Origin of the sequence: Mucilaginibacter flavidus (assembly GCF_024055575.1) — a bacterium.
Lineage (GTDB): Bacteria > Bacteroidota > Bacteroidia > Sphingobacteriales > Sphingobacteriaceae > Mucilaginibacter > Mucilaginibacter flavidus.
On the sequence record NZ_JAMXOE010000021.1, the window covers coordinates 57,389 to 69,956 of the forward strand.

The 12,568-nt window shown below is 40.8% G+C and carries 12 protein-coding genes; 10 read left to right on the forward strand and 2 right to left on the reverse strand.

The genetic code is table 11. The annotated features are described in order from the left end of the window. The first annotated feature begins 180 nt into the window (after positions 1–180). The 10 genes from NAF19_RS23680 to NAF19_RS23725 all read left to right on the forward strand — a co-directional run bounded on the left by NAF19_RS23680 (position 181) and on the right by NAF19_RS23725 (position 8,185). Positions 181–690: a nuclear transport factor 2 family protein gene (locus NAF19_RS23680; protein ID WP_252792830.1), complete on the forward strand. Its 510-nt coding sequence runs from the start codon at positions 181–183 to the stop codon at positions 688–690. A 12-nt stretch (positions 691–702) separates the two neighbouring features. Beyond that, positions 703–1,305: a DUF998 domain-containing protein gene (locus NAF19_RS23685; protein ID WP_252792831.1), complete on the forward strand. Its 603-nt coding sequence runs from the start codon at positions 703–705 to the stop codon at positions 1,303–1,305. Beyond that, positions 1,302–2,171: an N-acyl homoserine lactonase family protein gene (locus tag NAF19_RS23690; protein ID WP_252792832.1), complete on the forward strand. Its 870-nt coding sequence runs from the start codon at positions 1,302–1,304 to the stop codon at positions 2,169–2,171. The genes NAF19_RS23685 and NAF19_RS23690 overlap by 4 nt, the downstream gene beginning before the upstream one ends. A 71-nt stretch (positions 2,172–2,242) precedes the next feature. Then, the gene (locus NAF19_RS23695) at positions 2,243–2,944 is read left to right on the forward strand and encodes a hypothetical protein (protein ID WP_252792833.1); all 702 of its coding nucleotides are present in this window, start codon (positions 2,243–2,245) and stop codon (positions 2,942–2,944) included. 18 nt (positions 2,945–2,962) lie between these two features. Continuing rightward, complete coding sequence (locus tag NAF19_RS23700) at positions 2,963–3,325, forward strand: hypothetical protein (protein ID WP_252792834.1); 363 nt, start codon at positions 2,963–2,965, stop codon at positions 3,323–3,325. A gap of 27 nt (positions 3,326–3,352) precedes the next feature. After that, a complete protein-coding gene (locus NAF19_RS23705) occupies positions 3,353–4,300 on the forward strand; it encodes a hypothetical protein (RefSeq protein ID WP_252792835.1) in 948 nt (315 codons plus the stop codon). 237 nt (positions 4,301–4,537) lie between these two features. Next, on the forward strand, positions 4,538–5,362 hold the full coding sequence (locus NAF19_RS23710) for a helix-turn-helix domain-containing protein (RefSeq protein WP_252792836.1): 825 nt from the start codon (positions 4,538–4,540) through the stop codon (positions 5,360–5,362). Between the two features lie 70 nt (positions 5,363–5,432). After that, positions 5,433–5,900 (forward strand): DUF1772 domain-containing protein, encoded by a 468-nt coding sequence (locus tag NAF19_RS23715; RefSeq protein WP_252792837.1) that lies wholly within the window; start codon positions 5,433–5,435, stop codon positions 5,898–5,900. 649 nt (positions 5,901–6,549) lie between these two features. After that, positions 6,550–7,371: a TlpA disulfide reductase family protein gene (locus NAF19_RS23720; protein WP_252792838.1), complete on the forward strand. Its 822-nt coding sequence runs from the start codon at positions 6,550–6,552 to the stop codon at positions 7,369–7,371. Between the two features lie 295 nt (positions 7,372–7,666). Then, entirely contained in the window at positions 7,667–8,185 is a 519-nt protein-coding gene (locus tag NAF19_RS23725) for a hypothetical protein (RefSeq protein WP_252792839.1), read from the forward strand. 484 nt (positions 8,186–8,669) lie between these two features. On the opposite strand, the gene NAF19_RS23730 is transcribed toward NAF19_RS23725, so the two are convergent. Further along, positions 8,670–10,529 carry a zinc finger-like domain-containing protein gene (locus NAF19_RS23730; RefSeq protein ID WP_252792840.1) on the reverse strand — a complete coding sequence of 620 codons (1,860 nt, stop codon included), beginning with the start codon at positions 10,527–10,529 and terminating at the stop codon, positions 8,670–8,672. 472 nt (positions 10,530–11,001) lie between these two features. Then, a complete protein-coding gene (locus NAF19_RS23735) occupies positions 11,002–12,549 on the reverse strand; it encodes a bifunctional GNAT family N-acetyltransferase/carbon-nitrogen hydrolase family protein (protein WP_252792841.1) in 1,548 nt (515 codons plus the stop codon). Positions 12,550–12,568 lie beyond the last annotated feature (19 nt).

Consider the following 12,568-nt stretch of genomic DNA (forward strand, 5'->3'; position numbering starts at 1 on the left):
CTAAACCGACATGGTGATTAGCCGGAATTTTGAGGGAACGGCGAAAAACAGCGCCCGGTTGCCCATCCCTAACAGATAATACCGCTAACTCATCAAACCCGCCTTTCACCATAACGTATTTTTTAATTTATGCCGTATGGCTGAATTTTAACCCTGTAAACACCTAACACAACTTATAAAATGAAATTTGTAAACCTTAAAATCTTTATCGCCACAACAGGGCTTATGGTACTTGCGGCTGCTTATGCAAAAGCACAGCCGCCTGCAGGTAAGTACAACACTACTAATTACCCCGAGGACAGGAAAGCCATTGAGGCATTAAACACACAGCAGGATAACTCACAGTATTTAAACGATGACTATATCGCAGTAGGACCTGAAGGCAAAGTATCCTATGGTTTCGAAGAATGGAAAAAAGGGTTTAATGATAATAATTTCACTTTTAAATCTGTAAAGCTTGTACCCGGCACCTATATTCTGCGCATATATAACGGCGATGCGGCGGTAAAGAGCCTGGTAGCCGATGTTGTATTCTCTACTCCCAAAGGCGATGTCGCAATCACCGTAATCCGCACAGAAACCTATATTAAGGAAAATGGGAAGTGGTATTTTGTAAGCGGCCAGGGAACTAAAAAAGCCACCGACGAAGAAAAGGAAAAATTGGGGACAAAAGTTTTAGAGAAAAACTAAAACATCAACCCCATGAGATACGGCAAAACGTTAGCAATTACTGGTTTGTACAGCAACCTGTTTTTCCTGTTCATTTTTACTTTAATGCATTTTATCCGCCCGGATAAAAGCATTGCTGGCAGCTTTGTGAGCGAATACGCGGTAGGTAACTATGGCTGGCTCATGACGCTTGGCTTCTTTTGTCTCGCAACAGGCTCGCTATGCCTGCTCATCGGTTTATTAAAAAGCATTAAAGCATCTAAAACCGCCATTGTTACTTTATGTATTTGGTGTACCGGCGCTTTCCTTTTTTCAATATTCACTACCGACCTGCCGGGCACGCCACCAACACCCCAGGGCTTAATTCATGGTTTTTCGGCACTAATTGCCTTAGTGAACCTGGGTATCTCTATGCTTGCCTGGGGTTTTATTTTTACCAGGAATGCTAACTGGTGTGCTGTGGCAAAAACATCATGGGTGTTCGGCGGGCTGGGCATTGCTATGTTCATTGTCTTCCTCTTCAGCCCGCCCTCATTAAGGGGGCTTACCGAAAGGATACTGATAGTTTGGGATGTAAGCTGGCTTGTGCTGGTTAACAGGCAACTTTATATTAATTCAATTTACAATCAAATATGATAACCCCAAAAAATTTCAGATTCAGAATCAGGCTTTTTGTTTTGGTGTTGCTACTCTCCATAACCGGCGGCAACGTATTCAGCCAAAGTCCCAATTATCAAATTTACGCTTTAAAATTCGCTTCACTTAATTTCAAAATGCCGCTTACCGCCGCCGCTGTTGGATCAACTAGTAAGGACAGCACCGATATATGCTATATCGTTTATTTACTTAAAGGGAATAATGGTAAAACAATATTGGTTGACGCCGGGTTTACCGAACCAATTAAACCCTATCCACGGCAGGCATTTACTTACACCCGGCCCGATTCCATGTTAAAGAAAATAAATGTCAACCCTGCTGACATCACCGACATCATTATAACCCACCCGCACTGGGACCATATTGGCGGTATCGATCTTTTTCCAAATGCTATGGTGTGGATGCAAAAAGGAGACTTTAACTATTTTGTAGGTACGGCCTGGCAAAAAGGCGAAAATCCTGATAATGGATTTAATACAATAGACGTCGCTAAAATAGTCCAGCGGAATTTGAACGGGAAACTCTCTTTGGTAAAAGGAGACAGTGTAGAAATTATACCGGGAATACGCGTATTTATAGGTTCAAAACACACTTTTGAATGTCAATATGTATTGGTAGGCACCGGGGCAGATAAAGTAATTATCGCATCTGATAATAGCTGGCTTTACTATAACCTTACCAATTTGTTGTCGATTCCGATAACGTTGGACCAAAAGGCGTATCTACAAAATCTAAAAAGAATGAGGGGCATGGTAAAAAATATCGACCTAATTCTTCCCGGTCACGACCCGCTGGTATTTTCAAAGTTTCCGAAAGTAACGGAAGGTGTGGTGAAAATAAAATAAAATATGCCGATTTTCTACCACCATAACTACCTGTTTTTAAGTCATTTTTGAAATAAAACACCAAACCAGTCATGGAAAAAACCTATCAAAATGTGAGCTACTTTGTAGTCGTAATTTTAGCCTTTGTTATCTGGGGCTTTTACCGAACTTATTTCGGCCTGTTTCCTTCTTTTAATGGTATAACCACCGTGCAGCACTTTCATGGGTTCATGATGTTAACCTGGTTTGCCATGCTCATTGTTCAGCCATTTTTAATCCGCTACAAAAAGTATCAACTGCACCGCAATTTGGGCAAGGTATCCTATGTGCTGGTGCCGTTGCTGTTACTCTCTATTTTTTTAGTTACCAAAGGCCAGTTTCAGCGTTTGGCGCCCACCATCCCGAAAGAACAGAACATTGCCGGCCTGGCATTGAACCTGCCCGATATTTTCGCTTTCGCCGCTTTGTACATATTGGCCCTGGTTTATAAAAAAAACAGCGCTTACCATATGCGCTATATGATAGCTACTGCATTTTTAATGCTTGGGCCCGGCGTAGGCAGGGCAATGATCATTTACGGCGGGGTACCGTTTCCGCTGGCGATTGAATACTCGCTGCTGTTAACAGATGCGTTGGCAATAGGATTTATTATTTATGACGCTATCAATAAAAGGCCATATAAACCTTATGTAATTACACTAGGCATTTTGGTTGCTATGCATTTGATCTGGCAGTTTCAGCTATCTGCACCATGGCAGGCATTTGCCGGCAAATTTTCGCAATTGTTTTTTTGACCAATTATTATCAGGGCCATGGCACAACCAGTTTTAAAGCACAAATCTTTTATATTAATGGGTATTGGAACGTTAATACTTTTTTACCTGCTTGGCTCTTACTATTTGCGCACCCGTATTGATGAGTATGCTATCAATAGTCCATTATTTATTAAAATACACGAACTGTATGGAATAGATATTACGGCAGTTATTACTACAGCAAGAGCTTTAATGATCTACCCGGCGGCAGCGCTTTTGCTGCTATCTGTTTTGCTGCTTTGTTTTCCTGCTTCATTTCCTCAACATATCAGATGGGGTACCATTGCATTGTGCACTGTTTCTGTTTGCGCAATCTTGTTTTTTATGCTGGGGCAATATTTTACCGGTCAAAATTCATAATAACCAAATCATTATAAAACCAATAATATGACACAATCAGACCCAAAACACAGCCCCCTTAGCCTGAAAATAATTGGTGTGATGACCGCTTATTACCTGGTTAGCCTTTACTACTTCAGCACCATTACGTCAAACTATTTTATCATCTATCCATCGTTCCCTAAAATTAGTGAACATTATGATGCTTATATGGGTGTGTTTAATGCCTCGGCAAGAATTTTGATGATTTATTCTTCTGTCGCGTTGGTGTTCATATCCGTTTTGATGCTTTGGTTTCGGCCCGGCGCATTTCCGCGGCAGGCCGTTTGGGTTACCATCGTGCTGGGTGCTGTTTCTGTTTGTGCAACCTTGTTTGTTATACTTCCAATTCAATTATCGTTATGGATAAAGGGTTTTGATGCAACGCTTTACCAGCACTTGCTGAGCGTTAGTTTAAACTTCCAGATCATACCTTCTTTAATGCAGGTTTTAATAGGGTTTTGGTTGCTGAACAGGTATTTAAGCGATATAAAATTACTGAGCCGCTGGGTGTTTATCTTGTTTTTTAATCTCACATTTTGGACGATAAATTATGATGCCTTAGTAAGTTTCTCATTGTACACTCCGGTTGGCGCCAAAGACTGGCTTGCTTTCAGGGAGGCTATCGTGCCAACAAAATTTATCTGGATGCTCATCCTGGCCTTCGTTCCTATGCTGTTAACAATTCCTATGCTTTGGTTGCGGCCAAAAAGCATCCCTAAATGGCTGGTCGGCATTTACGGGCTTACTATTTTTTGGATCTTCTTTATCAGCTTTATTTATATTGCAAAAAATTTGCAGGGCTATCTGACACACAATTATTCGCGCGCCAAAATTGAAGAACTCATTAACAGCGATTTTCAATACCGGGGATTGCCGGCAATGGTATTAACCTTAATTACCGTGTGGATGTTTATAAAAGTGGGGCAACAGAAAATTGCCGATAGTTTAAATTGATGAGAATGGCTTGTCGCTAATAATGAAATGTGTTAAATATCAATTATTTATATTGTACTTTTACTATTGAATTTGGTGTGGAATGACTTGCGGTTTTATTCTTTTCTAATTTGCCTCATGAAGTTTATCCTGATTCATTAATTAATAGTACATAAAATCAATGTCAAAAAAAGTGGTTTTGTTACCGGTTCATCTATGATAGCATTATTTCAGATACTTAATTTGGCTTGAACTAAGATGATCTATAGATTTTTTCAACCACAACCGGCGCTGAAAGCTTATGTGAAGGAATACCTTTTGCTGCATTTTAGGTTTGACGGACTTTCAATAGATCCAACGCGACTTTATATCCCGCAGCCTGAGCAATGCCTCACTTTTAATCCTAAAGGGCATCTTACCGCAATCAATCAGCATACCGGAAAAGTACAACGAAGGAATTATAGTTACATATCCGGGCAGCAAACCTCCTGTTTGGAATTGCATTTTGACCAAGATTATCTAATGCTGAAAGTTATTTTTCAACCCGGGGCGTTATACCGGTTATTAGGAATTCCGCTAAGCGAATTTGCCGACCTTTATGTAGATGCCGAAACGGTGCTTCATAGGGAAATGAGACAGGTTAATGAAATGTTAGCCAACGCTGTTGGGTACCAGGATATTATCGGAATCGTCGAAGGTTATCTACTGCAAAAAACGTCGGGAATAAAGGTTAACACTCAGCCAATAGATAAAATAAGCGATATTTTAAACAGGCAACCAACGCAATTTTCATTGAACTGGTTTGCGGAACAGGCCTGCTTAAGCCCACGGCAATTTGAACGCAAATTTTTGGAGCGCATGGGCATCAGCCCTAAATTATATTGCCGGATCGCCCGCTTTTACAAAGCCTTTCAGTTAAAGGATAAAACAAGTGATGTTAACTGGCTGGCTGTTGCGCTTGACTGTGGGTATGCAGATTTTCAACATTTGAGCAAAGATTTTAAGCAATTTGCCAATACTACCCCAACGGCCTTGCTTAAAGCAGAATCGGTAGCGGTAGAACGACAACTAAAACTACGGTAAAATGTCGTTTTCTTACACCTTAGTAACTGTAATACAGCCTTAGTTTTGTTGCAGACTAAAATCAGCAATTATGTTAACACAAATCATTATTTTCATTTCCTTATTCCTTACCGGCCTTGCGGCAGGTATCTATTTTTATCAATTTACAGGCGGCACACCGGCATACCGCGCGGTATCGGCCCGAACTTTTATTGAATATCATAAAAAGCTGGATAGCTTTATGACCGTTCGTATGCCGCCATTTTTTCTGGCAGGCCAGGCATCTATTCTTGTTTGGCTTTTTTTAGAAAAAAGCAACTACGCCGGTTTTACCTTTATGATGGTGGCAACCGCATTTATATCAACCCTTGTTGAGTTGATAGCTCTTTTCAGGGGCAACAGGCCTATCAATTTTAAAATACAAACCTGGGATTTGGAAAACTATCCGGAAGATTGGGCAACTTACAGAGATAAATGGCTCTCTTATTTTAACATCAGGATAGTTACGGGGATATTGACCTTTACTTGTTTATTAATAGCTGCCGTGTTTAAAAAATAATGACGTTATATAAGAGTTAAAGTGGCTGTATTATACTGATTCGGAGGGTAATACAACCAGCGGTGGGTGTAGTACTTCTGCAAGTTTGCAAGGGAATACGATGGTTTATACTTGTTATTGTGACACTCCTTCGCATTCAGGCCCCACGGATTTAGGTTCAAACCACGGCGTTAGTCGTTGCTCAAACACAACACCGTTCTAAAATTAAGAGGTTATCTGAGGGTCGCCCGTTCAACTTTTATAAGTTGTGCCCAAAAATTAGAATTTGTCTTGTTAATTCTTGCTGATAAAGGGACGTTAAAAAAAAACGGCAAATTGAATACTATTTTTTCGCCCTTTGAGAACCTATCCTTGAGATAACCTCTTTTATTAACTTAATATATTACAAACGAAAATAATCGTAATAACTGTATCATTACTTTGGGCGCTAACTGCAGCATCTCAAAATCGACTAGGAATCATTAGTGGTAACGTTAAAAATATTCCGGCAAAAAAACTATATTTAACAGATGCGTATCGTTGGAAAACACGTCTTGATTCAACTGATTATAAAGATGGTACATTCAAATTTGGAAATGATAAAATAAAAATACCGTTCATAGCAAGCATTTGTTTTATCAACGGGGATGGGAAAATTGAAAAACTGATTTTGAAAAACGATGTCCTTTCTACTTCCGCACAACCGCGCTCCCTGGATGCGTTCTTTTATTCGACTGAACCTGTAAATATCAGCGGTGACTACGATTCACCTAAGCACCATTTAACAGTAAAGGGGGGCGATGACAACATCCTTTTCAATCGGTTTGTTCTCGACGATATCGGTTTTATAGGTAACTCGTCGAATAAATCTACGCGGATGAAGGCATTTACCGATGTTATTGAAAAACAGCCGTCTTCGATATATTTATTATATAAATTGATAGATAACAGGAATGAATACACTAAAGAAGATTTAAAAAAGATACTCTCTTTATTTACAAAAAATATCCAAAATTCTGAACTTGCAAAAAAGCTTAAACAATATATTGCGAACAGACCTGATGCTAATACTACTATAACCAATTTTACTTTACGAAACAGCGAAGGGTCAAAGGGTACGATACTAGACCATAAATCTAAGTTGACTATGATTGTATTTTGGGCTGGATGGTGTAAACCATGTATAGATGAGATTCCCAATATTAGGAAACTTGATTCCTTATATCGAAATAAAGGATTGAGCATAGTAAGTATTTTTATTGATCAATCTGAAACAAATTGGAAAAGACTTATCAAAGAGAAAAGAATGACCTGGACACAACTTATCGTCGAAAAGTCAAAAATAGAAGAGATTCAGAACAAGTTTTTTTTCAATGCCATCCCCACCACAATATTTGTAGATCAAACAGGAAAAGAAATTGAACGCTTTACCGGGTTCGATGTTGAAGAGAATAAATCTTACGAAAGCTTAATTTCTTCACTACTAAAATAGAATCCCTTTTTACTAATAAATATGTCATACCTGCCCGTTAAACTATTCCGCTTAACTTTTGTGTGCCCAGACCACAACCTGGCGCTAGTATCCGGGCAGGCCAAAAAGGAGGGCTACTAGTGCCCCGCCAGCTAAGTAGCCAATGTGCATGTGGCGCTTTCGTCCCCAACAACATCCCCCAACCCGGCGCTAGTATCCGGGCAGGCCAAAGAGATGGGCTACTAGTGCCCCGCTGCTAAGTAGCCGATTTTTAAATTATATTCGATAGCTTTATTTAATAAATAGACACTTAAATATGCTTAGCAAATGGTTTCCTGACGATTTCAGCCAAAAATTAATTGAAATACTTTTTGAAAAAGGCTTACTTGCTATTGTATTAGTGATTTTTACTTATCAGGTTGGTAAATTATTAGAGAAATACAAGGCTAAATTAACCTATGGACAAGTTATTGCTCAAATTAAAATCAAGGTATATACCGATATTCGAACGGCTATTTTACAGTATTTGGACTTAAAAACAGACTATCGTAATTTATTGATTGAGATAAAACACGGCGTTTCTTTAGCCCCTCAGGAGATTGAAAATCGCAAGGCGAAATATTTTACTGCAAGGGATAAAATTACATTGATCACGAATGAAAATATGCCTTATATATCCAAGGATCTGAAAGATAAAATTCAGGATTATTTTTTAAATCCTGTTATGACTTTGGACGATATTGAATTAAAAATCGATTTGGTATCATTAGATAAATTACTTTATGATGAGTTGGCGATTATGAAGAACGAAATAATTGATGGGGGTATAATTTAGCGTTTGATTTCGCGCGCGACCGGCAGACCAAAAGAGGTGGTATGCTCTCGGACAAAGCTTAGTTATAACCCAAACACGGCGCTGAGTATCCGGGTAGGCTAAAGAGGTGGGCTAGCGCCCGCTTGCTAAGTAGCCAATATACACGCGGAGCTTTCGTCCCCAACAATATCCCACTCCATTGATTTGCACGCGTAGAGATTGCTTCGTTCCTCGCAACGACGCGGGAAGAGAGGCTCCGCCGTCCCAAGGTAACTTCGTAGTATTATTCCTGTAACCTCCGACTACATATACATGCTACATCTATCTAAACTTGCATTAATTTGAAAATCACATAAAATTAAAACACCTTATAATGAGCGTGTTTCACAGCGTTCCGGGTGTTCCGCGTGTAAAAACGGAACGCTTTGGGGGCAGCGGTATCACCTCATCTAATCAGAAACCGGTTAATACATTCCTCCATCCATTTCACCTGTTTTCGTCTGCACTATTGTACATAGCCAGACCCATGGCAAGCACTGCAGGTTTCAGGGACGCGGCGGCTGTTTGCAACCCTGTTATTGCCATAGTAGGTGTACTCTGTTACGTTATGATATGTTTTGCCGGTGCCACCGCAAGCACCGCACATACGCCTGATTGGCGATGCCTGGGTTTGCCCGCCCGATCTTCTTCCGGGGGTTGGTGACGGGTTGTTTGTATATTCCTGTTGGTTTGTACTTGCTTTCATTTTGTCGTACGCAGCCATATATTCCTTTGAAAGGTAAAACACAGCCGGGCCCAAATCAACATCTTTTGAATATATTTCATTATTCCATTTCGATGCGCTCTTGTTTTTGCCATCATAAGCCGGCCTAAATTCACAAACCACAAATTTTTGATAAGTTGGCAGTGCTTTGCCTATGCCACCATCTAAATAGCCGTTAAAGATACCTTCAACTTTTTCGTTAAAATCTTTCGGATAAAAAACGGCACTTGATTCCAGCGTATTATGCGTATAGCTTACCTTGAACTTTCCAAGCTCATAGGTGCCGTCAACAACCGGCCCCTCGCCATCTATCAGCATATCACCATCGCCCAAAAACACCTTGTTTTTAAACTTGCCTTCCATAATGCGTATGTGAGGAATGTTGTTGCTGATGGATGCCAAAACCTTACGGCCGTGCCCATCGGAACAGTTGCCGGATACGCAACTGTCTGTTGCCAGTTTGGTTACATCATAATCACCATCAAATTTTGGCCCCCAATTTTTCACCGTGATCATATTATTCGAAACTGTTAAATGCTGCGATTGCAGATAGGTATGCAATGGATGGGTAATTGGATCGTATGCCGGTTTTATGACGCTTGTTTTGTCGAACAGCCCTATTGAAAGCAGGAAGAAATATTCAGTTGGATCACCCCGTTCGCATTTGCGTAGTTGAGTAATTTTAACGCCGTCGTAATACAAATATACCAGGTTTACAAACATACTTACATCATCATATTTATCCTCCTTTTTTACCTGTTCAAATTTCCATTTACTGCCATAGTCGGGCATGTTTATAAATGCCGATAAAACAACATCTATCTCTTCCTTTGGCATCATATAATAGGCCACAAAATAGCTCCTGCCATTTGCTTTACAATAATTTATATAATTGGCCTGTGCGTTTAGTTTTGGTGCTGCAGGCACGTTGTACATGACTGAATAAAGGCTGCTTTCGTTTTCAGAACCTTTAATGGTTTCAAAATTGGAGGTTGCTTTTGATACGAGGTCGGCAATAGCACTCTGTATCTCTTTGATTTTCGTGGCTTCGGGACTTGTTGTTTTTACTGGTTCCGTTGCCGCAACGGTAGCTTTTGCCGGGGCATTCACCGTATTGTCAAATAAGCCAATTGAAAACGCAAAAGATTTTGCCGTCAAATCATCCCGAAGTTGACCTACCCTTGCCCCGTTATAATATAGATAGGAGATATTTACAGCGCTGTTGTTACTTTTCACCGCTTCTATTTTCCATTTATCTCCTAATTTTGGAATATCCGTTATTGCCGCTTTCGCGACAGCTATATCTTTAGGATCGGTGTAATAAGCCATGTAAAAACTCCGCTTGTTGTTATTTACATAAGTTATATAATAATTTTGGGCATACATTTTTGGTTGAGCTGTTGCCGCGTACATAACAAAAGATTCCTCTTTGGTGACCTCGGCGCCGCGCATTCCCTCAAAATTATTTTCTGCTTTTGTTAAAAGATAAACTACAGCGTTTTGTATTTCTTTTGCCTTTGCCGCATCGGCCACCGGAGCGTTCTGTGCAAAACCGGCGACGGGCAATATTGCCGCCAATAGTTGTAACAACATTTTTTTCATAGCTCTAAATTTATTAGGGTAAAAAATTTAAGCGGTTTTTAACCTGCGCACCTATATTAAACGGGAATAAAAATTTGAATGATCTTTATGTTAAAGATACCCGAACATTTTAAGGCTATCAATACCGGCGATTGGGTAGATATTTATAAGTAGTAGCCCGGCGGTTCAGCGGTACATTTATCCAAACTTACATTGATTTGGAAATCGCTTAAAATTAAAACACCTGAAAATAAGCATGTTTCACAGTGTTCCGGGTGTTCCGCGTGTAAAAATGGAACGCTTTGCGGGCAGATTATTTGGTAATGTCAGCGGGACGCTGACAGGTTGTTTAGGTTCAAGCGGAACGCGTGAACCGGCGTAGGGGGTGCCACAAGACGTGAGTCTTGCGGCAGCGAAAAAGCAGCCGCAGCGGGAAGCGTCGGCGAAAAAGACAATACTCCCGGACGGCGTAAAGCAGAAAAAAACCGATATACTATTTCTTGCTTTTGTTAATGATCTTATAAATGTCCAGTCTCCGGTCTTTCAGGTTTCTGACCGCTCCGAAGTTATGGAGCTCCTTTAGTAAATCCACATCAACATCGGCAATCAGTGTAGTTTCCGTATTAGGTGTAGCTTCGGCCTTTATACCATTAGTTGGGAAGGAAAAATCGGAAGGCGTAAAAACTGCCGACTGTGCATATTGTATATCCATGTTATGGACTTTGGGCAGGTTGCCTACGCTACCGGCTATGGCCACATAGCACTCATTTTCAATAGCCCTGGCCTGCGCGCAACTCCTAACCCGGGTATAGCCGTTTTGAGTGTCGGTCATGAAAGGCACAAACAGGATTTGCATACCTTGTTCTGCCAAAAGACGGGGCAGCTCCGGAAACTCCACATCGTAACAAATCAATATCCCAATTTTACCGCAGTCTGTGTCATAGGTGGCAATTTGATCGCCGCCAACCATTCCCCATGCGCTTTGTTCGGCCGGCGTTAAATGAATTTTCCGGTACATTTCGTACGAACCGTCCCTGCGGCAAAGGTAGCCCACATTTTGCAGCACCCCGTTTTCAAGGTACGGCATGCTGCCTGTTATAATATTAATATTATAACTAATGGCATACTCCATAAACTTGTCGCGCAATGGGATGGTAAAATTTGCTATTTCGCGCATTGCCCCGGCTCCGCTTAAGTGGTTATAGGCCGTCATCAGCGGCGCATTAAACAGCTCCGGGAATAACACAAAATCGCTTTGGTAGTCGCTGATTACATCAACGAAAAATTCGATCTGTTCGCATAACGACTCCATGTTCTCGAAAGGCCGCATTTGCCATTGAACCAGGCCCAACCGTACAATAGATTTTTTAGAGTTGATATGCGCAGCTTCTTCGTTATAATAAATATTGTTCCATTCGAGCAATGACGCATATTCAAGCGACTGCGTATCTCCCGGCAAATAGCCCTTTAATATCTTTCGTACGTGAAAATCATTGGCCAGTTGAAATGATAAGGTAGGATCGTGGATTTCTTTACCCTTTACTTTTTCGAGGTAGGCTTTAGGTGTAAGCTTATCAGCATAGTCCTTATATTTTGGGATACGGCCCCCTGCGATTATCGCCCGCAGGTTATGCCGTTCGCAAATTTCTTTACGGGCATCATATAACCTCCGCCCTATACGCATGCCCCGGTGGTCGGGATGCACAAAAAAATCAATGCCATATAATACGTCTCCATCTTCGTCATGCGTTGAAAAGGTATAGTTGCCCGTTATTTGAGCATAAGTATGGTTATCGCCAAACTTGTCGTAATCCACTATCAGTGAGAGGGCGCAGCCGGCAATTGCGCCGTTCACTAAAATACATATCTGGCCTTCAGGAAATATGCTGACAAGTTGGGTAATATGTTCTTCGCCCCAATAGGATGCGCCCTCCCATTCTGAGTAGGCTTGTATCATTGAAGCTTTCAGGCCCAAATAATCATCCTTGGTAAGGGTCCGTAATTCTATTTTAAGATCCTCGTTCTTAAGTTCTTTTTCCATTTTCATGATCAGTCCTTTC

Bases quoted from the DNA above. Each gene is read 5' to 3' on its own strand.
- NAF19_RS23680 (WP_252792830.1), top strand. From the start codon at position 181: ATGAAATTTGTAAACCTTAAAATCTTTATCGCCACAACAGGGCTTATG.
- NAF19_RS23685 (WP_252792831.1), top strand. From the start codon at position 703: ATGAGATACGGCAAAACGTTAGCAATTACTGGTTTGTACAGCAACCTG.
- NAF19_RS23690 (WP_252792832.1), top strand. From the start codon at position 1,302: ATGATAACCCCAAAAAATTTCAGATTCAGAATCAGGCTTTTTGTTTTG.
- NAF19_RS23695 (WP_252792833.1), top strand. From the start codon at position 2,243: ATGGAAAAAACCTATCAAAATGTGAGCTACTTTGTAGTCGTAATTTTA.
- NAF19_RS23700 (WP_252792834.1), top strand. From the start codon at position 2,963: ATGGCACAACCAGTTTTAAAGCACAAATCTTTTATATTAATGGGTATT.
- NAF19_RS23705 (WP_252792835.1), top strand. From the start codon at position 3,353: ATGACACAATCAGACCCAAAACACAGCCCCCTTAGCCTGAAAATAATT.
- NAF19_RS23710 (WP_252792836.1), top strand. From the start codon at position 4,538: ATGATCTATAGATTTTTTCAACCACAACCGGCGCTGAAAGCTTATGTG.
- NAF19_RS23715 (WP_252792837.1), top strand. From the start codon at position 5,433: ATGTTAACACAAATCATTATTTTCATTTCCTTATTCCTTACCGGCCTT.
- NAF19_RS23725 (WP_252792839.1), top strand. From the start codon at position 7,667: ATGCTTAGCAAATGGTTTCCTGACGATTTCAGCCAAAAATTAATTGAA.
- NAF19_RS23730 (WP_252792840.1), bottom strand. From the start codon at position 10,529: ATGAAAAAAATGTTGTTACAACTATTGGCGGCAATATTGCCCGTCGCC.
- NAF19_RS23735 (WP_252792841.1), bottom strand. From the start codon at position 12,549: ATGGAAAAAGAACTTAAGAACGAGGATCTTAAAATAGAATTACGGACC.